Source organism: Rhodobacter sp. TJ_12, from assembly GCF_020023995.1.
GTDB lineage: Bacteria > Pseudomonadota > Alphaproteobacteria > Rhodobacterales > Rhodobacteraceae > Rhodobacter.
The window spans coordinates 1-26177 of record NZ_NRRD01000026.1 but is presented as its reverse complement, the minus strand read 5'-3'; the positions used below and the strand labels follow the sequence as shown (position 1 = coordinate 26177).

28 protein-coding genes are annotated in these 26177 nt (G+C 62.1%); 4 read left to right on the top strand and 24 right to left on the bottom strand.

The features are described 5' to 3' along the window. Positions 1-179 precede the first annotated feature (179 nt). The 18 genes from rplI to CKO11_RS15230 form a co-directional block, all read right to left on the bottom strand. Positions 180-758, bottom strand: a complete 579-nt coding sequence (rplI, locus tag CKO11_RS15315) for a 50S ribosomal protein L9 (RefSeq protein ID WP_223640686.1) — start codon at positions 756-758, stop codon at positions 180-182. 12 nt (positions 759-770) lie between these two features. Next, positions 771-998, bottom strand: a complete 228-nt coding sequence (gene rpsR / locus CKO11_RS15310; protein WP_223640684.1) for a 30S ribosomal protein S18 — start codon at positions 996-998, stop codon at positions 771-773. Between the two features lie 17 nt (positions 999-1015). Next, positions 1016-1396, bottom strand: a complete 381-nt coding sequence (rpsF, locus tag CKO11_RS15305; protein ID WP_223640682.1) for a 30S ribosomal protein S6 — start codon at positions 1394-1396, stop codon at positions 1016-1018. 161 nt (positions 1397-1557) lie between these two features. Beyond that, complete coding sequence (locus CKO11_RS15300) at positions 1558-2463, bottom strand: DMT family transporter (protein WP_223640680.1); 906 nt, start codon at positions 2461-2463, stop codon at positions 1558-1560. Between the two features lie 108 nt (positions 2464-2571). Then, a complete protein-coding gene (locus tag CKO11_RS15295) occupies positions 2572-3585 on the bottom strand; it encodes an alcohol dehydrogenase catalytic domain-containing protein (RefSeq protein WP_223640678.1) in 1014 nt (337 codons plus the stop codon). Then, positions 3582-4379 carry an ABC transporter permease gene (locus CKO11_RS15290; RefSeq protein WP_223640676.1) on the bottom strand — a complete coding sequence of 266 codons (798 nt, stop codon included), beginning with the start codon at positions 4377-4379 and terminating at the stop codon, positions 3582-3584. The genes CKO11_RS15295 and CKO11_RS15290 overlap by 4 nt, the downstream gene beginning before the upstream one ends. Further along, on the bottom strand, positions 4376-5227 hold the full coding sequence (locus CKO11_RS15285) for an ABC transporter permease (RefSeq protein ID WP_223640674.1): 852 nt from the start codon (positions 5225-5227) through the stop codon (positions 4376-4378). The genes CKO11_RS15290 and CKO11_RS15285 overlap by 4 nt, the downstream gene beginning before the upstream one ends. Next, on the bottom strand, positions 5224-6261 hold the full coding sequence (locus CKO11_RS15280) for an ABC transporter ATP-binding protein (RefSeq protein WP_223640672.1): 1038 nt from the start codon (positions 6259-6261) through the stop codon (positions 5224-5226). Before CKO11_RS15280 ends, CKO11_RS15285 begins: the two co-directional genes overlap by 4 nt. A gap of 68 nt (positions 6262-6329) precedes the next feature. Further along, complete coding sequence (locus CKO11_RS15275; RefSeq protein WP_223640670.1) at positions 6330-7397, bottom strand: PotD/PotF family extracellular solute-binding protein; 1068 nt, start codon at positions 7395-7397, stop codon at positions 6330-6332. 30 nt (positions 7398-7427) lie between these two features. After that, positions 7428-8384, bottom strand: a complete 957-nt coding sequence (gene speB / locus CKO11_RS15270) for an agmatinase (protein WP_223640668.1) — start codon at positions 8382-8384, stop codon at positions 7428-7430. Between the two features lie 123 nt (positions 8385-8507). After that, a complete protein-coding gene (locus tag CKO11_RS15265) occupies positions 8508-9410 on the bottom strand; it encodes a LysR family transcriptional regulator (RefSeq protein ID WP_223640664.1) in 903 nt (300 codons plus the stop codon). A gap of 8 nt (positions 9411-9418) precedes the next feature. Then, positions 9419-10189: a nitrilase-related carbon-nitrogen hydrolase gene (locus CKO11_RS15260; protein ID WP_223640661.1), complete on the bottom strand. Its 771-nt coding sequence runs from the start codon at positions 10187-10189 to the stop codon at positions 9419-9421. Continuing rightward, the gene (locus CKO11_RS15255) at positions 10186-11607 is read right to left on the bottom strand and encodes an aldehyde dehydrogenase family protein (RefSeq protein WP_223640658.1); all 1422 of its coding nucleotides are present in this window, start codon (positions 11605-11607) and stop codon (positions 10186-10188) included. Before CKO11_RS15255 ends, CKO11_RS15260 begins: the two co-directional genes overlap by 4 nt. After that, positions 11607-12332: an MBL fold metallo-hydrolase gene (locus CKO11_RS15250; protein WP_223640655.1), complete on the bottom strand. Its 726-nt coding sequence runs from the start codon at positions 12330-12332 to the stop codon at positions 11607-11609. The genes CKO11_RS15255 and CKO11_RS15250 overlap by 1 nt, the downstream gene beginning before the upstream one ends. Beyond that, positions 12332-13357 (bottom strand): ABC transporter ATP-binding protein, encoded by a 1026-nt coding sequence (locus CKO11_RS15245; protein ID WP_223640652.1) that lies wholly within the window; start codon positions 13355-13357, stop codon positions 12332-12334. The genes CKO11_RS15250 and CKO11_RS15245 overlap by 1 nt, the downstream gene beginning before the upstream one ends. Further along, entirely contained in the window at positions 13354-14124 is a 771-nt protein-coding gene (locus CKO11_RS15240; protein WP_223640649.1) for an ABC transporter permease, read from the bottom strand. The genes CKO11_RS15245 and CKO11_RS15240 overlap by 4 nt, the downstream gene beginning before the upstream one ends. Next, the gene (locus tag CKO11_RS15235) at positions 14124-14978 is read right to left on the bottom strand and encodes an ABC transporter permease (protein WP_223640646.1); all 855 of its coding nucleotides are present in this window, start codon (positions 14976-14978) and stop codon (positions 14124-14126) included. Before CKO11_RS15235 ends, CKO11_RS15240 begins: the two co-directional genes overlap by 1 nt. Positions 14979-14981: 3 nt before the next feature. Beyond that, positions 14982-16028 carry a spermidine/putrescine ABC transporter substrate-binding protein gene (locus CKO11_RS15230; RefSeq protein ID WP_223640643.1) on the bottom strand — a complete coding sequence of 349 codons (1047 nt, stop codon included), beginning with the start codon at positions 16026-16028 and terminating at the stop codon, positions 14982-14984. A 104-nt stretch (positions 16029-16132) separates the two neighbouring features. Between CKO11_RS15230 and CKO11_RS15225 the strand changes: the two genes are divergently transcribed. Then, positions 16133-16735: a TetR/AcrR family transcriptional regulator gene (locus tag CKO11_RS15225; protein WP_223640641.1), complete on the top strand. Its 603-nt coding sequence runs from the start codon at positions 16133-16135 to the stop codon at positions 16733-16735. Positions 16736-16744: 9 nt separating this feature from the next. On the opposite strand, the gene CKO11_RS15220 is transcribed toward CKO11_RS15225, so the two are convergent. The 6 genes from CKO11_RS15220 to CKO11_RS15195 form a co-directional block, all read right to left on the bottom strand. Further along, entirely contained in the window at positions 16745-17185 is a 441-nt protein-coding gene (locus tag CKO11_RS15220) for a hypothetical protein (RefSeq protein ID WP_223640638.1), read from the bottom strand. Between the two features lie 205 nt (positions 17186-17390). After that, positions 17391-18785: an aldehyde dehydrogenase family protein gene (locus tag CKO11_RS15215; protein WP_223640636.1), complete on the bottom strand. Its 1395-nt coding sequence runs from the start codon at positions 18783-18785 to the stop codon at positions 17391-17393. Beyond that, positions 18782-19624 (bottom strand): fumarylacetoacetate hydrolase family protein, encoded by an 843-nt coding sequence (locus tag CKO11_RS15210; RefSeq protein ID WP_223640634.1) that lies wholly within the window; start codon positions 19622-19624, stop codon positions 18782-18784. Before CKO11_RS15210 ends, CKO11_RS15215 begins: the two co-directional genes overlap by 4 nt. A 145-nt stretch (positions 19625-19769) precedes the next feature. Further along, complete coding sequence (locus tag CKO11_RS15205; RefSeq protein WP_223640631.1) at positions 19770-20549, bottom strand: ATP-binding cassette domain-containing protein; 780 nt, start codon at positions 20547-20549, stop codon at positions 19770-19772. Continuing rightward, positions 20546-21625 (bottom strand): ABC transporter permease, encoded by a 1080-nt coding sequence (locus tag CKO11_RS15200; RefSeq protein ID WP_223640629.1) that lies wholly within the window; start codon positions 21623-21625, stop codon positions 20546-20548. The genes CKO11_RS15205 and CKO11_RS15200 overlap by 4 nt, the downstream gene beginning before the upstream one ends. A 74-nt stretch (positions 21626-21699) precedes the next feature. Next, a complete protein-coding gene (locus CKO11_RS15195; RefSeq protein ID WP_223640719.1) occupies positions 21700-22713 on the bottom strand; it encodes a sugar ABC transporter substrate-binding protein in 1014 nt (337 codons plus the stop codon). A 177-nt stretch (positions 22714-22890) separates the two neighbouring features. On the opposite strand from CKO11_RS15195, the gene CKO11_RS15190 reads away from it, so the two are divergent. The 3 genes from CKO11_RS15190 to CKO11_RS15180 all read left to right on the top strand — a co-directional run bounded on the left by CKO11_RS15190 (position 22891) and on the right by CKO11_RS15180 (position 26034). Further along, on the top strand, positions 22891-23562 hold the full coding sequence (locus tag CKO11_RS15190) for an HAD family hydrolase (protein WP_223640626.1): 672 nt from the start codon (positions 22891-22893) through the stop codon (positions 23560-23562). A 10-nt stretch (positions 23563-23572) separates the two neighbouring features. Beyond that, on the top strand, positions 23573-24517 hold the full coding sequence (locus tag CKO11_RS15185; protein ID WP_223640624.1) for a sugar-binding transcriptional regulator: 945 nt from the start codon (positions 23573-23575) through the stop codon (positions 24515-24517). Between the two features lie 203 nt (positions 24518-24720). Continuing rightward, entirely contained in the window at positions 24721-26034 is a 1314-nt protein-coding gene (locus tag CKO11_RS15180) for an ABC transporter substrate-binding protein (RefSeq protein ID WP_223640621.1), read from the top strand. Positions 26035-26177: the final 143 nt, after the last annotated feature.

Below are 26177 nucleotides of genomic sequence, written 5' to 3'. Positions count from 1 at the left end.
ACCCCCCGGGATAGTTCTCCAAAGTCGAAGGGGCACAGCGAAGCCTGCGCCTGACCTCGCTTCGCAAAGCGCCCACGGCCTGCCGCCCGAAGGGTTCGGCGGCGCGCGGCGCGCTGCCCTTTGCGCAAAAGAAAACCGCGCCCCGAGGGGCGCGGTTTGTAACCGAAGATCGGAAGATCTTATTCTTCGTCGTCGTCGGCCGCAGCGGCGCCGACTTCGTCGAACAGCTCGGCGATCTCGAATTCGGCCTCGGCTTCGGCTTCCGCCGCCAGCTCTTGGATCGATTTGCCCGAAGCTTGGATCTCGGCTTCTTCCATCGAGCGCGCCACATTGAGCGTGATCGTCGCCTCGACTTCCGGGTGCAGCACAACATGCACGTCATGCAGGCCCAGATCCTTGATCGGCGCTTTCAGCGCGATTTGGCGCTTGTCGAGCGAGAAGCCGCCCGCGGTGGCCGCTTCGGCGGCGTCACGGGTGGTGACCGAGCCGTAAAGCGCGCCCGCATCCGAAGCCGAGCGGATCACGATGAACTTCTGACCGTCGAGTTTCTCGGCCAGCGCTTCGGCTTCTTTCTTGGTTTCGAGGTTGCGCGCCTCAAGCTGGGCCTTGCGCTCTTCGAAGCTTTTGATGTTGGCGTCATTGGCGCGCAGCGCCTTGCCTTGGGGCAGCAGGAAGTTGCGGGCGTAACCGTCGCGCACTTTCACAACATCGCCCATTTGGCCAAGCTTGGCCACGCGTTCCAGAAGGATGACTTGCATTGCTCTGTCTCCTTACTTCACGGCATAGGGAAGCAGGGCGAGGAAACGGGCGCGCTTGATGGCACGCGCGAGTTCGCGCTGTTTCTTCGCCGAAACGGCGGTGATACGGGCGGGCACGATCTTGCCGCGCTCAGAGATGTAGCGCTGCAGAAGACGGGTGTCCTTGTAGTCGATTTTCGGCGCGTTATCGCCCGAGAACGGGCAGACTTTGCGGCGACGGAAAAACGGTTTGCTAGCCATGTCTTACTCTCCTCGGATCAGCGACGGTCCGACCGCGGGCCGCGGTCACCACGCGAGCCGCGCTCTTCGCGCTCGTCGCGTTTTTGCATTTGCACCGAGGGGCCTTCGTCATGGGCCGCAACTTTGACGGTGAGCACGCGCATCACGTCGTCATGCAGACGGGCGAGACGCTCCATCTCTTGCACGGCGGCGGCGGGCGCTTCGGTCCGCAGGAAGCCGTAATGGCCTTTGCGGTTTTTGTTGATTTTGTAGGCCATGGTTTTCACGCCCCAGTATTCGGTGCCGAGGACCTTGCCCCCGTTGTCACCGATCACGGCGGAAAAATGTTCCAGAAGGCCTTCGGCCTGCGCGTTGGAAAGATCCTGGCGCGCAATGAGGACATGCTCGTACAGCGTCATGTCTGCTCCTGTTTCACAAGGCGGCTTCAACGGCGGGCGTACCCTTCCGCCACCCACCACGAGAGGCATCGCCGGTTCATATCAGCGCGGAAGTCCGCTCGCCTTAGTCGCATCATGGCCAAGATGCAAGGGAAAAGCACCCCGTTGCCGCGCGCCTTCGGCTAGGCGCGCCCCCGCCGCCCGGCCAAAACGATCCCCGCCAAGATCAGCCCAAAGCCCGCCGCGTGATAAAGGTGCAATTGCTCGCCCAAAAAGCTGGCCGACAAGATCGCGCCATAGACCGGGATCAGGTGGATGAACTGCCCCGCCCGCGCCGGGCCCGCCAGCGTCACCGCACGGGTGTAAAAAAGATAGGCCAGCACCGAGGGCACGATGCCAATATAGGCGAGCGAGGCCAGCGAGGCGGGCGTGAAGATCGGATAATGGCCCAGCCACATTTCCAGCGCTAAAAACGGCGCAAGGATCGGCAAAGCCACGATGATCTGCACCGCCAACAGACCGATCCGGTTCACCTCGGGTGGGAAAAGCTTCAGCCCCATCGTGTAAAAGGCCCAAGCGATCATCGCGGAAAAGATGATCAGATCGCCGCGCGCGAAATCCAGCGCCAAGGCCCGATCAAGCGAGCCTTGCAAGATCACCACCGCCACCCCAAGCGTGGAAACGATCAACCCCAGAACCTGCCACAGCCCCAGCCGCTGGCCCCAAAACAACGCGCCAATCACCAAGATCAACAGCGGGATCGAGGAATTGAGCAACATTCCATTGGTGGCGGGTGTGGTCTGCAAGCCCCAATAGATCAACGTGTTAAAGGCAACCACACCGGGCACGGCAATGCCGATGATGCGCCAGAAATAGCGTTTATAAAGCGGCCAGTCGCGCTTCATATGCGGCCAGGCAAAGGGCAAAAGCGCGATCAACGCGATCACCCAGCGGCCATAGGCAAGGCTGACCGGGGGCCATTCGCCGCGCGAATAACGCGCCACGATGAAATTGCCCGCCCAAAACAGCGGAGGCAGCGCCAGCACTGCCCACAGCTTCCAACCGCCTGATGCCTTGGCCTGATCCATGCCCGCCTCCTCCATGCACGCTTCCGTTGTCCTGCCCGCGTGATCCTGTTGCGGTTTGAGCCGAAATCGGGCCGGGGGCAAGGGGGGCCAAAGCGCGCAGGGGCGCCGCTAAAAGCGCAGCACCAGCCGCCCGCGCACCGCGCCGCGCGCCAGCCGCTCCAACCCGGCTTGCACCTGATCAAAGGGCAGCGCCTCGATTTCGACCGGGGGCAGATGGCGCGCCGCGAAATTCAGGTAGGCGCGCAATTCGGCACGGGTGCCCACAGAAGACCCCATCACCTTATGCCCGCCATTGATCAGCCACATCATCGACAGCGGCACCGGGTCATGCACCAAGGCCACGGCGACGATCTGGCTCAGCGGATTGGCGCAGGCCGCGATCATCTCCCACACCTTGGGCGACGGCGCGAAGTTAAGCGTGATATCGGCCCCGCCCCAAGCGGTGATCTGCGCGACAGCCTCGGGGGGCACGGCGATCTCGGCGCCATGCGCCAAAGCCTGCGCGCGTTTGGCGGGGTCCAGATCGACCACCGCCACCCGCAAGCCGCGTGCGCGTGCAATCGCCAGCGCATATTGGCCCAGCCCGCCGGCGCCGACGATCAAAAGCCGCTGGCCCGCGCGCACAGCGCAACGTTCAAGCGCTGACCAAGCAGTGAGCCCCGCGCACAAAAGCGGCCCGCCCGTCACCGGGTCAATCGTGTCGGGGATTTCGGTCGCGAAAGCGGTTTCCACCAGCGCATATTCGGCAAAGGCGCCAAAGGCATCCAGCCCGCGCGCGCGCTGGCTTTGGCAATAGGTTTCCTGCCCCGTCAGGCAGGGCGTGCAGCTTTGGCAGGTGTCGTAAAGCCACGGCAGACCAATGCGGGTGCCAAGCGCCAAGGGCCCCTGCCCCGCCACGATCCGCCCGATCCCCTCATGGCCCAAGATGAGCGGAAAGGCCTCGGGCGGCATCGGCTCTTCGCCCAATTGCACATGCAAATCGGAATGGCAGATGCCGCAAGCCTCCAGCTTGACCAGATATTGCCCCGGCCCCGGTGTGGGCACGGGCACCTCGCGCATGACCAGCGGCACGCCCGGCGCATCACATACAGCCGCGCGCATCGTGACGGGGATATCGTTCATTTGCCGATCCTTTCTGCGCCCAAAAGCGCGGGCAGGTTGCCGAATTTGCCGATCAGCCCAAAGATCAATGCCGACAGCGCGGCAAAGATCACCGAAACCACCGCAAGGATCGGCGTGTAACCATAGCGCAAAGCATTGAAAATCTTGATCGGCAGGGTTTCGACGGTGAAGCCCGCCACCATATAGGCGATGATGTATTCGTTCAGGCTCAGCACGAAGGCGAAGGCATAGCCCGAAATCACATAGGGCAGCAAAAGCGGCGCGATCACGGTGCGAAACACCGTCCAGCGATTGGCGCCCATGACCCGCGCGGCCTCGATCAGCGCGCGATCAAGCCCGCCCAGCCCCAGCGAAATGGTGACCAAAGGCAGGGTGACCAAAAAGATCGCATGCGACAGGATCGTGGCATAGATCTGCCCATAGCCGCCCAAGGTCATCCAAAAGATCATGAAACCGAGCGCGGAAATGACGGGTGGCAGGGTAAAGGGCGCAAGGCCCAGCCCCGTCAGCAGCCGCGCCATCAGCCCGCGCCGCTCCCATGCATAGAGCGCCAGCGGCAGCGCGATCACCACGGCCAAGGCGGCGGCACAGGCGGCAATGATCAGCGAATGGGCCAGCGGCACCAGCCATTCCGATTGCTGAAATAATTCCCCATACCAACGCAAGGACAGATCGCGGGGCGGGAACCGCAAGCTTTGCGCGCCATTGAGCGAAACCGCCGCCACAACCGCCAAAGGCGCCAGCAGCATCAGCAAGATCACCACGACATAGGTGGTTTTCAAAACGCGGGTCATTTCGCCCCCCGATCCCGGCCCGCCAATGAGGCAAGGCCCACCAAGGAAAGCGCCACCAGCATCAAAAACACCGACATCGCCGCCGCGAAGGGCAGGTTTGACTGATAGATCGCTTGGTCGGTGATATGGACCGAGAGCGTCCAATGTTCCGACCGGCCCAAAAGCTGCGGCAGCAGATACGAGCCCAGCGTGAAGACGAAGACCAGAATAAACGCCCCCACAATCGCGCCGCGCAAATTGGGCACGATCACGCCAAAAAACGCGCGCGGGCCAGAGGCGCCCATGACACGCGCCGCCTCCACAATCTCGGGGTCAAGGCGCGACACGGGCGGATAAAGCACCAGCACCGCAAAGGGAAAGCCGATGTAGCACAGCCCCAAGATCAGCGCGAACAGCGAGGGCGCAAAGGCTTGCGGCGCATCAATCAGGCCCAGCCAATAGAAGATATTCCCGATCCCCGCCGTTTGCGACAAGATCGTGGAGAGCGCAAAGCCTATGATCACCTCAGACAGCGCCAGCACCGACAGCAGCGTGACCAAAACGCGGGTCTGCGCCTTGGCCCCCATGCCCGACAAAAAGACGGTGAAAGGAAAGGCGAGCGCCACGCAAATCGCCCCGGCGGTCAGTGACACGCCCAGCGAAACCGCCATCACCTTGCCGAAAAAGGCCGACAGGAACCGCGCATAGCTGTTCCACTCAAAGGCCCAAGTGTAAAAGCCGCCCATGTCGCGATGCGCGACCGAAACGGCCAGCATGATGCCAAAGGGCACCAGAAAGAAGAGCCCCAACATGCCCGCAGGCCAAAGCGCGATCCAGCGCGGGGCGGTTGTTTCCGGCGCGAGGCTCATGCCACCACCACCCGTTCGCCCGCGCGGAAAGACAGCCCAATGCGGTCGCCTTGCGCGGGGCGATTGGCCGTGCCTGGCGGCAGATGGGCGGTGATTTCGTGATCGCCGACCTGCGCGATGACATGCAGGCTTTCGCCCAGATCGCGCAAAAAGGTCACTTCGGCCGGAATGCCCGCCTCGGGCGTGACAAGCGCCACATGTTCGGGCCGCACAGAAAGCTGCGCCGCGCCTTGGGGCGCGTTGATCCGGTCGCGCGGGTCAATCTCAAACCGGTGGCCGAGTGCACTGATCGCCCCGGCTTCCAGCGTGCAGGGCATCAGGTTCGTGGTGCCGATGAAATCGGCCACAATCGCATTGGCGGGGTTGTGATAAATCTCCATCGGTGCGCCCGCTTGCTGGATCACCCCGTCTTTCATCACAATCACCAGATCGGCCATTGTCAGCGCCTCTTTCTGGTCATGGGTCACCACCACCGTGGTCACCCCCAGCCGCTGCTGGATCTGGCGCAGTTCAATTTGCATATGCTCACGCAGGCTGGCATCCAGCGCCGAAAGTGGCTCATCAAGCAAGAAGACCTTGGGGTTGATGGCCAAACCGCGCGCAATGGCGACGCGTTGGCGCTGCCCGCCAGACAGTTGGTGCACCCGCCGCGCGCCCATGCCGGGCAGGCGCACAAGCTCCAAAAGGTCCTCGGCCCGCTTGCGGCGGGTGGCTTTATCCACGCCGCGAATGGCGAGTGGATAGGTGATATTGTCGGCCACATCCAAATGCGGAAACAGCGCCAGCGATTGAAACACCATGCCCATGTCGCGCTTGTGCGTGGGCACTTGGGTCTGATCCTCGCCGCCCACCAAAATGCGGCCCGCGCTTGGTGCCTCCAGCCCCGCGATCACCCGCAACAAAGTGGTCTTGCCGCAGCCAGAGGGGCCAAGCAGGCACACAAATTTGCCATGCGGAATATCAAGCGAAACATCGTCCAGCGCGGTGAAGCTGCCAAACTGCTTGCGCACGCGTTCGATCTTCAGCTCTGTCATGGGCCCGTCCTGTCCTGCGTCTGGCCGTGGCAGAAACCGCCACGGCCAAAGGGTCACTTGGCTGTCTGTTAGCCGGTGATCTTTTCCGACCACATCTGCGCGATCCAATCGCCGCGATCGACATAGATTTCGCTCAGCGGCAGGATCGGCGTTTTATCCGAGGCCACGGCGGCGAATTCCGCATCGGTCAGGTCGGTCAATTCGCGCGCAACGGTGGGCGCGGTGCCCACAAAGCGCGACAGCTTCGCCTGAATTTCGGGCTGCGCCATATAGTCGATGAAGACCTGCGATTGATCGATCAGCTTCGACGCTTTCGAAACCACCCACGAGCCGCTATCAAGCACCGCGCCCTCATCGGGGAAGACCGAGCGCACGGGCTTGCCTTGGCTTGCGGCAAGCCCGGTCACATCGTGGTAGTATTGGCCCATCGGAATTTCGCCGGTTTCGAGCGCTTGCTGGAACTGGCCCTCGTCACGATACCAAAGCCGCACGTTCGGCTTCACCTCGGCGAGCTTTTCCATGACCTTGAGCACACCCTCATCGGTCTTCAAGATATCGGTGCCGCCGAAATAGGTGGTCGCGGTGATTTCCAACAGGAACGAGTTCGAGGCAAGCGACATCAGCCCCAGCTTGTCGGCATTGGCCGGATCCCACAACGCGGTCCACGAGGTGGGCGCTTCGGGATAGCTTTCGGTATTGGTGACCAGCGTGATGTACCAGCTCACCGCGCCGGTGCCATAAAAGCTGCCATCTTCATAGCGGTGCACGAAATGTTCGGGCAGATTGCCAAGGTTTTTCAGCGCGCTGTCATCCATCGGCGCCCAAAGGCCTGCGCGGGCGCCCTTGATGCGGGCGACTTGCGCCATCATCGAGACATCGGCAGGCGCTTGGCCCGCGCGCGCAGCTTGCGACAGTTGCACCAGCCACGCCTCGCCCGTCGGCTCGGCGATGCTTTCCACCGCAATGCCGGTCGCAGCGGTGAAATCGGGGTAGATATATTTCTCGAAGCTTTCTTGGAAGTAGCCGCCATAGGTGCCCACCTTAAGCGGCGCACCTTGCGCGCGCAAAACCGAGGGGGCAAACAGCGCGGCAGCGGCGGTGGCCGCGCCCGTCTTCAGGAACTGACGTCTTTGCATGATCTTGGTCTCCCAGTCGTCCGGCTGTGATTACTTGCCTTGCGGCACGCCGGGCAGCGCGCAAAGCATTTCAAAAAGGAAATTCGCAGCGATGACAGCGGTATTGCCCGCCGGATCATAGGGCGGCGAAACCTCGACCAGATCGCAGCCCACAAGATTGAGCCCCGCCGTGCCACGAATGATTTCAAGGCCCTGCATCGTGGTCAGCCCGCCGACCTCGACCGTGCCGGTGCCGGGGGCGAAGGCCGGATCAAGGCTGTCGATATCATAGGACAGATAAACCGGACGGTCGCCAATTTTCGCGCGAATGTCCGCCATCAGGGGGGTCAGCGATTTGTGCCAGCACTCTTCGGCCTGAATGCAGGTCCAGCCCTTTTCGCGGCCCCAATCGAAATCGGCCTTGCTGTAGCCGGTGCCACGCAGCCCGATCTGAAAGACCGCATCGTTTTGCAAGCAGCCCTCTTCCCACGCGCGGCGGAACGGGCAGCCATGCGCGACGGTTTCGCCAAACATGTCCTCGTTCGTGTCGGAATGGGCATCAACGTGAATAAGGGCGACGGGGCCGTGCTTTTCCTTCATCGCGCGCAAGATCGGCCAGCTCAGCGTATGATCGCCCCCAAGTGTCAGCGGGATCACATCATGGGCCAGAAGTCCGCTGTAATGGCTGGCAATGATCTCGACCGATTTTTTCAGATCAAACAGGTTGATCGGCACGTCGCCCACATCGGCCACCTGCAAATGCTCAAAGGGCGCCGCGCCCGTGGCCATATTGTAAGGCCGGATCATCCGGCTTTCATCGCGGATCTGACGCGGCCCAAGCCGGGTGCCGGGCCGGTTGGAGGTGCCGCCGTCCATCGGGATCCCCACAAAGCAGGCATCCAGCCCCGCCGCCGTCTCCGCCAGCGGCAACCGCATCATCGAGGCCAGCCCGCCAGTGCGGGGCATCGCATTGCCGCTAAGGGGCTGGTTGAAGCGGGATTCGGTCATGGCGGTTCTCCTTTTGGGCGGAGAATGCGCGAAGATGTTAGCGCCAAAAATATCAACGTCAGAAAACTTAGTTGGATATTTTTCAAAGTGACGTTCGCCGCGCGCCGCTTTTTTATGCCGCGCTCAATCGGTCAACCCATAGACCTGCATCAGTTCGCTGAGCATTTCGCGCGCCAGCGGCGAGGCATCCAGATCGGGCCGCACGATGGCATCAAACGGGCAATCGTAAATGAAGGTCTGGGGCAAGAGCCGTTTAAGCCGCCCCCGCGCCACCCAGATTTGCGCGGAATGTTCTGGCAAATAGCCGATATAGCCGCCGGTCAGGATCAAGATCAGTTGCTGTTCCAACCCCTGCGCGAAAGAGGTGGAATTGGGAAAATCGCGGTTATTCGCGTGATCCTCGCGCCAATAGCTGCGCCCCACGGTGCGCATGGTCGTGACAAACTCGGCTGTCAGCTTGTCATCGGGAACCGCCGCCAAAAGATGCGTGCTGGCGCAGTAAAGAAAGTTGCGCTCGTGATAAAGCGGCTGATAGCGCAGGCCCGAAACCTTGTGCGGGAACGAGCCAATGCCCAGATGCAAGGTGCCATCTTTCACCTTGGCCTGAAGCTCTTGCGGGCTGAATTGCGCCAATTCAAACCGCAAGGAACTGGCGCGTTTTTCCAGCGCGACAATCGCCTCATGCAGCCGGAAATTCGGGTCCGACACAACGCTATCGACCAACCCGATGCGAATGGTGCCCGAAAGTGTGCCGCGCAAGACCGAGGTTTCGGACACGAATTCCTCTGCCGCCGCCAAAAACCGCACCACGGCGGCATGCACCACCTGCCCCTTTTGCGTCAGCCGAAAGCCGCCCCGGCCCCGGTGGCACAGCGTCATGCCAAGCCGGTCTTCCAGCGCGGTGATCTGCGTGGAAATGGTGGATTGGCTCACGTTCAATTCGGCCTGCGCAGCGGCAAAGCCTTGATGGCGCACCACCGCGTCAAAGACCCGAAAAAGCCGAAGATCGGTGCCGGAAAGCTGCATAAGGCCCCTTACGTGATGCGCCGGTAATCCTGTGCCTGTGTCGACAGCAGGCCGGCATCATAGCGCATTGGCACGCGGGCCAGAAGCAGGCTTGGGGACGGCCCCGCCTGCGCGGCGATGGAACCATCGGCGCAAGCAATGACCGAGCCACCAAAATAGTGCAGCGCGTTTTCTTGTCCGCAAAAATTGGCATAGACGATCGTCATCGCATGAATGGCCGCCATCGCGGGCACGACATGCGCGCCTACATGGGCAAAGGGGTGCATCGCAGCCGTGGGGGCCAAGATCAGCGTTACGCCTTGGGCTTGCAATGCCGCGATATGCTGGGGAAATTCCACATCGTAACAAATCAGCAGCGCCGCCTTGTGCCCGGCCAGATCAAAGGTGGTATAGGCAGTGCCCGGCACGAAGCGCGCCGCCTCCCCCGCGCCGTAAAGTTGCAGCTTGCGGTGATTGGCCAGCACCGCTCCGGTGGCGGACACGCAAATCGCCGCATTGGCCACGGTGCCCGTCTCCAACCGCTCGGGGTAGCCCGTGCAGATCGCACAGCCCGCCGCCTGCGCCAAGGGGGCGAGCCGCGCGGCGATTTGATCTTGGCTCAGCGCAAGGCTGGGCAGGTCGTCGCGGTCATAGCCGGTCACGAAAAGCTCGGGGAAGGTGATCACCGTCGCGCCCGCCGCCCCGGCGGCACGGGCGCCGGTGGCGATCTGCGCGAATGCCGCGGCGGTATCGCCTGCCACGCTTTCGGCCTGCCACAGCGCCAAGCCAAGGGGTTTCATAGCCCGTGCACCGCCTTCACCTCGGTGAAATCCTCAAGCCCCAACAGCCCGCCTTCACGCCCATTGCCCGATTGGCCATAGCCGCCAAAGGGGCTGCCGTAACTATGCGGCGCGCCATTCAGATGCACCATCCCCGCGCGCAGCGCCTTGGCCACGCGCCGCGCCCGCACCGGATCTCCGGTTTGCACATAGGCGGCCAGCCCATAGGGCGAGTCATTGGCAAGCGCGATCGCCTCTGCCTCGTCTTCAAAGGGGGTGATCACCAACACCGGGCCAAACACCTCTTCTTTCCACAGACGCATCTCGGGGGTCACATCGGCAAAGATCGTGGGCTTGGCGTAATGGCCGCATTCCATCCCCTCGGGCATGCCGGGGCCACCGGCCACGAGCCGCGCGCCATCTTCCAGCCCCGCCTCGATCAGCGCCTGCACCCGCGCCCATTGCTGGGCGGAAACCAGCGGGCCGATATGCGGGCCCTCCACCGCCGGATCGCCCACCTCGGTCGCCAGCGCCGCCGCGCGGGCCAGATCAACGACCTTGTCATAGACCGCGCGCTCAACGATCAGACGTGTCGGCGCATCGCAGCTTTGGCCGGTGTTGTTCATACATTCCGCGACAGAGGCCGCGACTTGGGTTTCCAAATCGCAATCGGCAAACACAAGGTTGGGGCTTTTGCCGCCCAGTTCCAGCGTCACCCGTTTGACCGTTTGTGCCGCATCGCAACTGACCGCCGCGCCCGCGCGGGTTGATCCGGTGAAGGACATCATCGCAATATCGCGGTGGCGCGACAGCGCGGCGCCCACCGTTGGGCCATCGCCATTCACGAGGTTGAACACCCCCGCCGGAAAGCCCGCCTGATCCAGCAACTCGGTGAAAAGCATCGCAGAAAGCGGCGCGATTTCAGAGGGTTTGAGCACACAAGTGCAGCCCGTCAGCAGCGCGGGCACGACCTTCAGCGCGATTTGGTTCACCGGCCAGTTCCACGGCGTGATCAGCCCCACCACGCCGATGGGCTCACGCATCAGCGTATCGCCGTTGTCGAGTTGCCATTCCCAGACAAGATGATCGAGCGCATCCAAAAAGCCCTGCGTATGGCCAATGCCGGTATCGGCCTGTTGTTCGCGCGCCATGGTGACGGGCGCGCCCATTTCCGTGGAAATCGCCTGCACCATCTCTTCATAGCGCGCTTGATAAAGCGCCAAGAACCGGGCCATCAGCGCGCGCCGCTCCGCCACGGGCGTTGCCGCCCAAGCCGGGAAAGCGGATTTCGCCGCCGCCACGGCAAGATCGACATCCGCCGCCGTGCCAAGCGAGATTTCGGTCACGATCTTTTCGGTCGCAGGATTTTCCACGCCAAAGGGGTGCGGCGTCAGCGGCGCCACCCATGCGCCGCCGATGTAAAAACAGGAATGGTCCATCAAAGGCCCTTTTCTTTCAACCAGTTGGCAACAATCTCTCTTAGTCTTTCACCCGAAAACGACGGGAAGTGCCCGCCATGCACCACGCGCACCGGCAACCGCGCCAGCCGCTGCATCGACCGAATGTAATCAGTAGCATCGGCATGATAGGTGTCTTCGATCAAGGGGCCATCATAAACAATATCGCCCGCAATCAATACACCGCTCGCCGCTTCCCATAGCGCGATGCCGCCGGGGCTGTGGCCGGGCGTGTGGATCACCTCGAAATGGCGATCGCCCAGATCGATCACATCGCCATCGGCCAAAAGCCGCGTCGCGGGGGCGGCTTTCACGGCATAGGTGGTGGATTGATACGGCACATCGGGCAGCGCGTCGAAAATCTCATCGGTCACATAAGGATCGGCCAGCGTATTGGCGCGGCTGGGCGCGGCCAGAATATCCGCCTCGGCCTCGTGGCACAGACGGCAGGGAAATTCGTGATGGCAGCCGACATGGTCAAAATGGGTATGGCTGGCCACCGCATCCAAAGGGCGTTCGCTGACCAGCGGCACCCATTCGCGCAAGGACACAACCCCCATGCCGCTATCGACCATCATATCCCGGTCCCGCCCACGCACATGCCAGATGTTGCAGCGGTAGAATTCTTGGATATAGGGCTCATCGATCCAAGTGACATCGTCACCAACACGGCGGATGCGATACCAATCTTTGGGGGGAATGCGCATCAGGCGGCCTCCGGTGCCAAAATAACGGGATGGGTGGCGAACAGTTCAACCTCTTCGCCCGGCGCGGGGTGGCGCCCTTGCGGCAGGTGCGCGATCAGGCGCAAATCGGGTGCGGCCAGGGGGGTGAAATGGCACCGATGGTGGCTGCCGAAAAAGGCCGCAGCTTCAAGCCGCGCGGGGCCAAGGCTGACCTCCCCGGCCAGCCCCAGATTTTCGGGCCGCAAGCACAGCGTGCCGGTTTGCGGCGCAAGCGGCAGCAGCCCAAGCGGCGAGGCCACCCCCTGCCCCGCAGCCGTCACCGGAATGCGGTTCATCTCGCCCATGAAATTGGCGGAAAACAGGGTTTTCGGGGTCAGATACACCTCTTCGGGCGTGCCGCAATGTTCGATCCGGCCTTGGTTCATCACCACAATCCGGTCGGCAATCGCCATCGCCTCTTCTTGGTCATGGGTGACATGGATAAAGGTCGTGCCGACGCTGCGCTGGATCGCCTTGAGCTCGTCTTGCATCTGGCGGCGCAGCTTCAGATCCAGCGCGCCCAGCGGCTCATCAAGCAACAGCACATCGGGGTCCACGGCCAAGGCCCGCGCCAAGGCGACCCGCTGGCGCTGCCCGCCCGAAAGCGCATGCGGCTTGCGGTCGCCCTTGTCCGAAAGCCCAACCAGATCAAGCATTTCCAACGCCTTCTTGTGCCGCGCCGCGCGCCCGACCCCGCGCATCCGCAACCCAAAGGCCACGTTGTCGCGCAGGCTCATATGCGGAAACAGCGCGTAATCTTGAAACACCGTCGTCGTGGGCCGTGCGCGCGGCGCGACAAGGCTCATATCCTTGCCGCCGATCAGCACATTGCCCTCTGATGGCGAAAGGAAGCCGCCGATGATCGACAAGAGCGTGGTCTTACCGCAGCCCGAGGGGCCCAGCAGCACAATGAATTCCCCGGCGCTGATTTTCAGATCCACCCGATGCAACGCGGTGAAGGTGTCAAAGCGATGCTCGACGCCATGAATATGCACATCGGCGGTCATTTCGCGCCCTTTCTGAACAGCGTAAGTTCCAGCGCCACCAGAATGACGAGGGAGACAAGGAAAACAAGCGAGCCCACCGCATTGGTGGCAGGCGACAGGCCCGAGCGCAGCATCGACCAAATCTCGACCGGCAGCGTGACATCAAACCGGGTCAGCAGGAAAGCGATGATGAACTCGTCCCAAGAAAAGGTGAAGGCAAGGAAGAAGGCGGCGGCGAGTGCCGGGGCCAGCATCGGCGCGGCCACGAACCACAGCACCTGAAATTCACGCGCGCCCAGATCGCGCGCCGCTTTCAGCGCGCTTCTTTGATGCTCACCAATTGCCGCATAGGTGATGGCAAAGCACAAAGGCAGGTTGATCACCACATGGCCGATGCCCGTGGCCAGAAGTGACGGGCGAATGCCCACCTGTCCAAACATCTGCAACAGCCCCAAAGCGACGATCAGATAGCTGACCGTCATCGGTGCAATCAGCGCGCCACGCATCCAAGCCGAGCCGGGCAAGACCACCCGCGCAAGGCCCGAGGCCGCCAGAAACCCAAGCACCAGTGCGGTAAGGGCCGACACAAAGGCCACCAAAAGCGAATTGACCAGCGCCTCCATCAGCGCGCGGTCGGACAGCACCTTGCCATACCATTCCAAGGTCACGCCCTTAAGCGGCGGCACCGGCAAGCGGCCATCTTGGAAAGAAAAGATCACCAGCATCGCCACCGGCAGCAGGATGAAGCCCAGCATCGCGATCAGATAGGCCCAAGAAAGCGCGCGCATCACATCCGCTCCATCTTCAGCCAGCGCGCCGACGCCACATAGGCGAGCGTCACAATCGCCATCAACACGACCGATAGCGCCGAAGCCATCGGGTAATCGCCGCGCCGCCCCAGTTGCAGCATAATCAGTTGCGGCAGGCTAAGTTCGTTATTGCCACCCAGAATTTGCGGGGTGATGTAATCGCCGATGCACAGAACAAAGGTCAAAAACGCCCCCGTCATCACGCCGGGCAGCGTAAGCGGCAAGATCACATGCCAAATCACCTGCCAGCGCGAGGCGCCAAGGTCTTGCGCCGCGCGGGCGTAGTTGGGCGAAAGCTGCACAAGGTTGGAATAGATCGTCAGCGTCAGCAGCATGACGAAGAAATGCACAAAACCAATCACCGTGGCGGCGCGGGTCGCCATGATCTGCACAGGCTCGGCCAGCAGGCCAATCCCCACCAGCGCATTCATCACCACGCCCTTTTCCCCCAGAACCAAAGCCCAGGAATAGGAGCGCACGACATACGAGGTCCAAAACGGCAACACCGCGAGCAACAGCACCAACCGCCGCCAGCGCGCGGGCACGACGGTCGCGATGATCCACGCCAAGGGCCACGCCAGCAGCACCGACAAAACCGTGACAAGCGCGGTGATTTCCAGTGAAACAGAAATGCCCCGGCGCAGCGCCGGTTCGGTGAAAATCTTGAGATAGTTCCCAAGATCAAACCCCTGCACGATCTCGCGTCCGTCCAGATGTGCAAGGCTCATCAAAGCCATGCCCGCAAAGGGCACGGCAAAGAAGACCAAGGTCCACAGAAGGGCCGGCGCCACCAGCGCCGCCCCTTGCCATTTTTCACGCCGCTCGATGCTCATGGCTTAGTTTTGCAACATCTCGGTCCAGAGGTCTTGCATCGCCGCATCGGTCTCGGCATCCGGCACCGGGTAAAGCTGTGCGCGGGCCAGATAATCGGCCTGATCGTCCCAGCGCAGCACGGCTTTTTGCGCATCGCTCAGCACGTCACCGGCGGCCTTGTTGGCGGGCATCCCCCAATAGCAAGACGAGGTCGCAAGCCCCGCCTGCCCCTCGGGCGAGAGCACGTATTTGATGAATTCCGCCGCCAGTTCGGGCTTTTCGCTGCCCTCGACAATGGCCAAGGATTGCGCCCACAAAAGCCCCCCTTCTTCGGGGATGATCCAATCCAGATCGGGGTTTTCTTCATGCAGCACGGCGGTCAGCCATTCGCCGCCGCCGACCAGAATATCCACCTCGCCCGTGGCCAAGGCGGTTTGGCTTGCCACCACATCGGACACTTGCTTGGAGGCGGCCTTAAGCCCCATCAGCGGTGCGCGCAGGCTTTCAAGCGATCCGGCATCCAGATCGGCGGTTGCCACCCCCTCGGCCAGACCTGCGATGCCCAAAACCGGCAGGTAATAGTCATAAATCGCGATCCGGCCATCATATTTGCCCGACCACAACGCCTTGAGCGAGGTCATATCTTCGGCGCTGACAGCGGCCTTATTGAAAGCGATGGTGTTATAGCCAAACTTTTCCACCGCCGCATAGGTCGTGCCCTCGACGGTGACATGATCGGTCAGCCGCACTTCGTCGAAGTAATCGTCCAAGGGGGCGACGCCTTCGGGCAGCGGGGCCAAGAAACCACGTTCCACCGCGCGGCCCACATCGACGGCATCAATCACCATGACATCCCAATCGCCCGGCCGCGATTGCTCCAACAGCGTCAGACCCGCCGCCGTGCCCTCATATTCCTTGACGTTAACGCGCACGTCATGGGCCTCTTCAAAGGGGGCCAAAAATGCCGGATCGGCATGGTCGCACCAGATCAGCGCGTTCAACTCTTCCGCCTGAAGCGCGGGGGCACAGCCCACCACCAGCGCCGTAATGGCGCAGCCTTGCTTGAGCATTTGTCTCTCCTGTCGTGTCCGGCTTATGGTCGCCGTGTGATAAAAAAGTTGAACGCCCTCATTTTTAGAGTCAATGCTAATCTTGAGGATGGGCAGGAGAGAGCATGGCAGGGCTACGGGAAAAACAGAAAGCGAGCCGCAACAAGGCGATTGTGAAGGCGGCAAGCCTGCTCTTTAAGCAAAATGGATACGAGGCGGCCCGGATCGGCGAGATTGCCGAACGCGCCGAGGTCTCGGTCGGCACGCTTTACAATTACTATGACAGCAAGGCCGAATTGCTGATGGCCATCGTGTCGATGGAGGTGGAAGAGGTTCTTAATCAGGGCGCGCAGGTGCTGGATCAGCCTCATGACAGCGCGCCCGAGGCGATCTGCCATCTGGCGGCGCTTTATTACGATCACTCGCTTGTTTATCTGACCAAAGAGATGTGGCGCACGGCGATGGCCTTTGCGATCCAGCATCCCGATACGCCCTTTTCGCATCGCTACCGGATGCTGGATGCGGCGCTGACCGATCAGGTGACGCAGTTGATCGAAACGCTGCAACGGGCCGGGCTATTGCGCCCCGAGATCGAGGCACGCGCCTTTGGCGAGCTGTTGTTCTTCAGCCTCAACAGTTTGTTTGTCACCTTCACCGTCAAGGAAGAGATGACGCTGGAGCAGTTGAAGACGGCGCTGGCACGCCATGTGGCGGCGGCCTGCGCCTAAAAAGACTTTTCAGGCCGCGGCTTGCGCCTCAAGAAAGGCCCGCAATCCGGGGATGCGCTTCCACGAGGCAAGGACGAAACGATCCCCCACAAGCCGATCAACCGCCAGCTTTTGGCGATTGGTGAAGTAAAGCGCGCCATCCGCGCCGCGCAGGGCAATATCCAAGAGGAAATTGGAACTTTGCGTCAGCGGCAAGATTTGGAATTCGATGCTCAGATCGCTGTCGATCTGATCGAACCAGATATGGCGGAAGTAGCGCGATTCTTGCGTGACCGTCCAAATGGAATAGAACCGGCCAACCTCTTCGACGAAGCCTTGAATATGCTGTGCAGCATAGTGATCATCGCGGAAGTGCTGGACGAGGTTCAGAAACTGATCGAACGACAGGAACGGCTTCCCCTCGGTTCCGAAGGTGCGCAGCTTGTCCGGCGAAATCCGGTAGGCGATCATGGGTGGGCCTTTCGTATTGTCAGGCTCCGGCGGGCGGAGGGGCTGAATAATTTTATTTTTCAGGTGCATAAGCCGCAAACACCTTGGCTGCCCATGGGGCAGCAATCGGCGGAAGTCGAGAGGCCAAAGTGATGCAGGCGCGCGCAAGGCACAGCCGCCGATGCCACGGCTGTGCGCCCGGTCGTTCCCCGTCAGCCGGTGCGTTTCAGCCGGTGAGTTTTTGCACCAGCTTCGCCAACCGCGCGCTTGTTTTCGTATAGGGCGGCATCAACGGATCGAGCACCGCAAAGCGGTTTTCCAAAACCGGCTTTTCATGGCTGAAGGCGGCAAAACCCCACCGCCCATGCGCAGCACCTAGGCCCGAATTGCCCACCCCGCCAAAGGGCAGGTTGAGGTGCAGAAAATGCGCCAGCGTCACATTCACCCCCACCCCGCCCGAAGTGGTGGCGGCGCTGACCCGCTCGATCACCGCGCGGTCACGGGCAAAGAGATAAAGCGCCAGCGGCTTTTCGCCCGCCGCGATCTCGGCCAGCACGGTCTCCAGATCGTCATAGGCAATCACCGGCAGCACGGGGCCAAAAATTTCCTCGCGCATCAGCGTGGCCTCGCCCGGCACATCGGTTAAGACGGTCGGGGCAAGATAGCGCGCGCTTTCCTCGGCCTCGCCGCCGGTGACAAGGCGCGCGCCCTGCCCCACGGCCTCTTCCAGAAGCGCTTTCAACCGGGTGAAATGCTTCGCCCCGATCAGCCGCGCATAGCTGGCAGAGGTTTGCGGGCGCGCGCCATACATCCGCGCGATTTCCGCGCGCAGCGCATCGGTAAAGGCGCCCTGCACAGCGCGCGGCACATAGACGTGATCGGGGGCGATGCAGGTCTGGCCCGCGTTTTGAAACTTGCCCCAAGCCACCATTCGCGCGGCCTTTTTCAAATCCGCGCCGGGGCCAAGGATCACCGGCGACTTGCCCCCCAGCTCCAACGTGACAGAGGCAAGCGTTTTCGCCGCCGCCGCCATCACCACCCGGCCCACAGCGGGCGAGCCAGTGAAAAAGATATGGTCGAACGGCTGCGACAATAGTTCGGTCGCGGTCTCGACCCCGCCCTCGACCACGCGCACCAGATCGTCGGGCAGCGCGGCGGCTACGATCTGCGCGATCAGCGCCGAGGTGGCGGGGGCCAGTTCCGAGGGTTTAATCACCGCCGCATTGCCCGCCGCGATGGCGGAAACAAGCGGCCCCAGCGCCAGACACAGCGGATAGTTCCACGGCGCGATGATCAGCACCGTGCCCTTGGGCTCGGGGCGGATCGTGCCACGCGTGCCCAGCATCGCCAACGTCGGCCAAACCCGGCGCGGCCTGGCCCAGCGTTTCAAATGCTTGGCGGTATGGCGAATTTCCGACAAAACCGGGATGATTTCGGAAATCCGCACCTCGACCGGGGGCTTGCCCAGATCGGCGGCCAAGGCGGCCATGATCTCGCTTTCGCGGGCGCGGATTTCAGCGGCCAGTTTTGCCAGCACCGCGCGCCGCTGCGCCACACCAAAACCTGTGCGCCGCGCCGCATCGCCCGCGGCCAGATCGGCATAGGCCGCCGCCGGGGTCATACCACCACCACCCGCTGATGCTGAACGCCAAGCCCGTCGATGCCCAGATCAAGCGTATCGCCTTCCCACAGGAATTGCGGCGGGTCCATGCCCATACCCACGCCGGGGGGCGTGCCGGTGGTGACCACATCGCCCGGTTCCAGCGTCATGAACTGGCTCAGGTAATGCACCAGATAAGCGACGCCATAGACCATGGTCGAGGTGTTGCCCTTTTGGCGGCGATGCCCGTTTACATCCAACCAAAGATCAAGGCTTTGCGGGTCCTTGATCTCATCCTTTGTGACCAGCCACGGCCCCAGCGGCGCGAAACTGTCATGGCTTTTGCCCTTGACCCATTGGCCCGCGCGTTCGGCCTGAAAGCTGCGCTCGGACACATCGTTGCAGATCATATAGCCCGCGACATGTTCCATCGCGCTGTCCAGCGGCACATATTTCGCCCGCGTGCCGATCACAAAGGCCAGTTCCACCTCCCAATCCAGCTTGGTCGATCCACGCGGCAATTCAATCGGATCATCGGGGCCGGAAATCGCCGTGGTCGCCTTCATGAAGACCACCGGCTCGGGCGGCACCTGCATCCCCGCCTCTGCGGCGTGATCGGCGTAATTGAGCCCGATGGCGATCAGCTTGCCGACATTGGCCACCGGCGCGCCCAGCCGCCCGCCTTCGGGCACGATCGGCAGCATCCCCGCATCGACCCAGTTGAGCCGTGACAGCCCCGCCTCGGACAGCGCCGCCCCATCGATGTCGCGCACCACGCGGCTGAGGTCGCGCAAAGTGCCATCGCTGTGCAAAATCCCCGGTTTTTCAAAGCCTTTTTCGCCGTAACGAACCAGTTTCATTTTCCCCTCCCGGCCAATAGCGGCCCTATCGCGCTACATTGACCCGGCAGCGGGGGATCGGGCAAGACCAAAGGCCCGGGGGCGACCCCGGGCCTCACCCTTCGCGCATGATCCGTGAGTGGGGCGCGGCGGGTTTGATGCTTTGTCAGGCAGCCTCCATGCCTTCGGGCGCTTTGGCGCCCGTCATATAGGCGACGGCATCGGACATCGTATGCGTTTTCGGGTCGATCACGCACAGGCGCCGCCCAAGACGGTGCACATGGATGCGGTCGGCCACTTCGAACACATGGGGCATGTTGTGCGAAATCAGAATGATCGGAATGCCGCGCGCCTTCACATCCAAGATCAGTTCCAGCACCCGGCGGCTTTCCTTGACGCCAAGCGCGGCGGTGGGCTCATCCAGAATGATCACCTTGGAGCCAAAAGCCGCCGCGCGGGCCACCGCCACGCCTTGGCGCTGCCCGCCCGAGAGCGTTTCCACCGTCTGATCGATGTTCTGGATCGTCATCAAGCCAAGTTCACTAAGCTTTTCGCGCGCGAACTCCCGCATTGCGGCGCGATCCAGCGCCCGAAAGACCGAGCCCACAAGGCCGGGTTTGCGGATTTCACGCCCCATGAACATATTGTCGACAATCGACAGCGCGGGCGACAGGGCGAGCGTTTGATAAACCGTGGCAATGCCCGCCTCTTGCGCCTGCATCGGCGAGGCGAAATGGACCGGCTTGCCATCCAGCAAGATTTCCCCGGCATCGGGCTGCACCGCGCCGCAAAGCGCCTTGATCAGGGTGGATTTGCCCGCCCCGTTGTCCCCAATCACCGCCAAAATCTCACCCGGATAAAGCTCGAAATCGGCATGATCGAGCGCGGTCACCTTGCCATAGCGTTTCACCAGACCACGCGCCGCCAGAATGGGTTCGCTGCTCATTTCGACACCTTCCGGATCCATTGATCGATTGCCACCGCGATGATGATCAGCCAGCCAATCGCAAAGACCTGCCAAAGCACATCGACATTGGCGAGCCGCAGCCCCGATTGAAACACGCCCACAATCAGCGCCCCGAAAAGCGCCCCAAGGATCGAGCCGCGCCCGCCGAAAAGCGAAATCCCCCCCACCACAACAGCGGTGATGGATTGCAGATTGCCCTCATAAAACGATTGCGGCGAGATCGAGCCCACCCGGCCAATTGCCGCCCAAGCCGCCACCGCACAGACAAGACCGGCAAGCCCGTAGACCGACAGCAAAACCCGGTCGGCCTGAATGCCCGCCAATTCGGCGGCTTCCCTATCATCGCCCACGGCATAGACATGGCGGCCCCAAGCGGTCTTGTTGAGCATATACCAAAGCACCAAGAAGACCGCGATCATCAGCAGCGAACCATGGGTGACCCGCGCGCCCATGAAGGCAAAGCCCTCGCCCCAGAATTTGAGCAGCGGCGCGTTCTTGTCGATGTCTTGGCTGCGGATCGATTGCGCCCCCGACAGCCACAGATTGAGCGCGAAGAAAATTGACCATGTGCCCAAGGTGGTGATGAAGGGCGGCAGCTTCACCTTGGTGACCAGAAAACCGTTCATCAGCCCCGCGCCCGCGCCGCCAGCAAAGGCCGCCAGCAACGCCAGCCCGGTGGGCACCCCCATATACACTGCCAGATTGCCCGCGATCACCGACATCAGCACCATGATCGCGGCGACAGACAGATCGATCCCCGCCGTCAACACGATCAACGATTGCGCCGCCGCCAGAATGCCGATGATCGACACCTGTTGCAGGATCAGTGTCAGGTTGAAGGGCGAAAAGAACCGCTCTCCGGCGACAAAGCCAAAAACGACGATCGCCGCCACCAACACGATCACCGGCACCAGCGTCGGATTGCCGTGCAAGATGTGCTGTAGACGTTCGACAAAGCCGCGCGGCAGGTCTTCGAATTGCGCCACCCGCCTGTCGCTTTGGCCGAGCATATGCTCGAACTCCTGCCCTTTCGGGGTGCTTCCGGTTTCGTTCATGCCGCCCTCCCGTGCCAGCGCCGATGCGAAAAGAGAGGCGGCAGCCCGCCTCTCCCTTTGAAAGGAAGGCTAGATCAGCCCCAGCAATGGCTCAGCGCTTCTTCCGAGGTGATCGAGGGCACGCCCTCGACCGGCTCATCAGTCACCAGCGTCACGCCGGTGTTGAAGAAATCGAGCCCTTCGGTGTTTTGCGGCATCGTGCCATCGGCAGCATAGGCGGCAATCGCCTCGACCCCTTTGGCGGCCATCAACAGCGGGAATTGCATCGAGGTTGCGCCGATCACCCCCTCGGCCACGTTTTGCACGCCCGGGCAGCCGCCATCGACCGACACGATCATCGCCTGATCTTCCAGCCCCACGGCCTTCAGCGCCTCATAAGCGCCCGCCGCGGCGGGTTCGTTGATCGTGTAGACAACATTCACGCCACTGTCTTTTTGCAACAGGTTTTCCATGGCGGTGCGCCCGCCTTCCTCGTTGCCATTGGTCACATCATTGCCGACGATGCGCGGATCGTCTTCATCGCCGATATCCTTGGGGTCTTTGATATCAACGCCAAAGCCTTGCAAGAAACCTTGGTCACGCAGGTAATCGACCGAGACTTCGGAGGGGTTGAGATCCAAAAGCGCGATCTTCGCCTCCGAAGTGTCGCCCATCTTGGCCGCGGCCCATTTGCCAATCAGCTCGCCCGCCAAGAAATTATCGGTGGCAAAGGTCGCATCGGCGGCATCGGCCGGTTCAAACGGCGTATCCAGCGCGATCACCAGAACCCCGGCCTCGCGCGCCTTGCCCACAACCGGCGCCAGCGCGCGGCTGTCGGAGGGCGTGATCAAAATGCCCTTGGCCCCGCCCGCGATGCAGCTTTCCACCGCCGCGATCTGGGTTTCAACATCACCATCGATCTTGCCCGCATAGGTCGAAAGCGCGATGCCCATTTCTTCGGCCTTGGCCGCCGCGCCTTCCTTCATCTTGACGAAAAAGGGGTTCGTGTCGGTCTTGGTGATCAGGCAGGCCGAAACCTCGGCCGAAGCCGCCCCGGCCAGTGCCGAAAAAGCAAAAACGGACGCCCCCAACAGGGCCATCTTGCGCATCATCACGGTATCTCCTCCCGTTAGTCGAAACCCCCTCCTCAAGGGGTCGGGGAAAGACTGCCGCGAGTCGCGGCGCGGGTCAATATATAAGTCTAGTTGATTTATTATTATCACCCCGATCATCCGCCCTCTTTTCCGGCACCACACTTGCGGTTAGGCTAGCGGTCGGAGGCCGCCATGTTTGATCTGATCATCTTTGACTGTGACGGGGTGCTGATCGACAGCGAGATCATTTCCGCGCAGATGCTGATTGCGGAGCTTGCGCTGCATGGCGTCGAAATCGATCTGGATTATGTGGCGCGCCATTTTCTGGGCCGCGCCTATCCCACGGTGCTCAAACAGGTGCGGGCCGAATTTGGGATCGACCTGCCCGAGGATTTCGAGCCCAACTATCGCGCCCGGCTTCTGTCCGCCTTTGAACGCGATATGCAGGTGATGCCCGGCGTCGTGGCGCTTTTGGACCGGATCGCCCTGCCGTGGTGCGTGGCCACCTCATCGTCGCGCCCCCGCGCCGAACGCTCTTTGGAGATCGCCGGGCTGGCGGACCGCGTTGGGCCAAGGCTTTACACTGCCAGCCAAGTGCAAAACGGCAAGCCCGCGCCCGATCTGTTCTATCTGGCCGCGCGCGAAATGGGGGCCGATCCGGCGCGCTGTCTGGTGATCGAAGACAGCCTCAATGGCATTCGCGCGGGGCTGGCCGCAGGCATGGCGGTCTGGCGCTTTACCGGCGGCAGCCACCTGTTGGGCCAAGACCTGACGCCACCACCCGATGCCACGCCCGCGCTCAGCTTTGCCGATTTCAATGCCTTCGAGACCCTGCTAGACGGGGCCTTGCGTCCCGCATCCTAAAGATCAAAGCATGGCTGACCCCGACCCCACCCCGCAAGACGAGGCCGCCCGCGCAGGCTGGCTTTATTATGTTGGCGGGCTGACCCAAGATCAGGTCGCCACCGAGCTGGGCGTATCGCGCCAGCGCGCGCAACGGCTGGTGGCGCGCGCCATGGCCGATGGGCTGGTGCATGTGCGGCTGGAACACAAGATTTCCGCCTGTCTCGATCTGGAAGCGGCGCTGGCCAAACGGTTCGATCTGCATCTGGCGCGTGTCGTGCCCGCCCTGCCCGAGGGGATGGATACCGCGACGGCGACCGCCCCCGCCGCCGCGCAGGTGCTCGAACGGTATCTGGCGCAAAGCGACCCGCTGGTGATTGCCTTTGGCACCGGGCGCGCGCTGTCGGCGATGGCGGCCGAGGTGATGCGCACCCCGCATGCGCAACACCGGATCGTATCGCTGATTTCCAACATCGCCCCCGATGGCTCGGCCAGCTTTTACGATGTCATCATGCGCATGGCCGACAAGCTGCAACTGCCGCATTACCCAATGCTGGTGCCCGTCATCACCGATACCGTGGCCGAACGCGCCCTGTTCAATGCACTGCGCCCGGTGCAGGCGGTGATGCAACTGGCCGACCAGGCGGATGTGACCTTTGTCGGCATTGGCCAGATCAATGATGATGCGCCGCTTTACAAAGATGGCTTCATCACCCGCGCGCAATTGGATGAATTGCTGGCGGCGGGCGCGGTGGGGGAAATTGTCGGTGGCGCGATCGATGCCCAGGGCCGCTATATCGACACGCCCACCACCCGGCTGATCGGATCATTCCGTATTCCCGCCGGGCGCGACAAGCCGGTGATCGGCATTGCAGCGGGCAAATCGAAACTGGCCGCGATGCGCGCCGCGCTGACGGGGCGGCTGATCAACGGGCTGGTCACCGACGAATCGACCGCCCGCGCGCTTTTGGGCTAACCCCACACGCAACCGACCCAGATCACGGATGCCGCACCAGCACGGTGCCGCGCCAGCGGCGCCATTAACACGTCATTTGTGAATGTTAACAAATCGTAAACCTTCTTTGTCCTAGCCTGAATTTTCACGATTGACAGAGCGCCGCCCGTCGATGAACATTTACTCACTGGTTGGGCATTTGCTCAAACTCTGGGAGGAGAACCATGAACACCACGATCCGGGCGCTGATGGGCGCCTGTGCTCTGTCAGCGCTTGCCACCACGGCGCTGGCCGAGACCACCATCACCGTCGCCACCGTCAACAACGGCGACATGATCCGCATGCAAGGCTTGATGGACGATTTCTACGCCCAGCACCCCGATATCAAAGTCGATTGGGTGACAATGGAAGAAAACGTTCTGCGTCAGAAGGTTACGACCGATATTGCCACCAAGGGCGGGCAATATGACGTGATGACTATCGGCACCTATGAGGCGCCGATCTGGGGCAAGCAGGGCTGGCTTTTGCCGCTTGAATTCGATGCCGCCTATGATGTCGACGACCTTTTGCCCGCGATCCGCGGTGGTCTGACGGTGGATGGCAAGCTGTATGCCGCGCCGTTCTACGGCGAAAGCTCGATGATCATGTATCGCACCGATCTGATGGAAGCGGCCGGGATGACCATGCCCGACATGCCCACTTGGGACGATGTCAAAGCCGCCGCCGCCGCCATGACCGACCGTGACAACGAAATTTACGGCATTTGCCTGCGCGGCAAAGCGGGCTGGGGCGAAAACGCGGCCTTCCTGAGCGCGATGGCCAACAGCTATGGCGCGCGCTGGTTCGATATGGACTGGACCCCGCAATTTGACGGTGCCGCGTGGAAAGAAACGCTGACCGACTATCTTGAGATGATGAACGCCTATGGCCCGCCCGGCGCCTCGAACAACGGCTTCAACGAAAACCTTGCGCTGTTCCAGCAGGGCCATTGCGGCATGTGGATCGATGCGACCGTGGCCGCCTCTTTCGTGACCAACCCCGAAGACAGCACCGTGGCCGACCGCGTGGGCTTTGCCATGGCGCCAAACAAGGCGGGCGTGGAAAAGCATGCCAACTGGCTTTGGGCGTGGAACCTTGCCATTCCGGCGGGCACCCAAAAGGCCGACGCCGCGAAAACCTTTGTCGAATGGGCCACCTCGAAAGACTACACCGCGCTTGTGGCGGAAAAAGAGGGCTGGGCGAATGTGCCGCCGGGCACGCGCACCTCGCTTTATGAAAACCCCGAATATGCCAAAGTGCCGTTTGCGGCGATGACGCTGGCCTCGATCAACGCGGCGGACCCGACCAACCCGACAGTGGACCCGGTGCCCTATGTCGGCGTGCAATTCGTGGCGATCCCGGAATTCCAAGGCATCGGCACCGCTGTGGGTCAGCAATTCTCGGCCGCGCTTGCGGGCACCACCTCCGCCGATGATGCCCTTGCCGCCGCGCAAGCGCTGACCCTGCGCGAAATGAAGAAAGCCGGTTACATCAAGTAATGGCACCTCGGGCGGCCCTTTGGCCGCCCGTTCCCCAAGCGCAGACGGCGCCCCGATCTTCTGCGTAACGGCCCCTTGGGCGGCCCATCGGCCGCCCCCTTTCGACCACATGCAGGCCCGACGCCCTGCCCCGCTCCCGACCC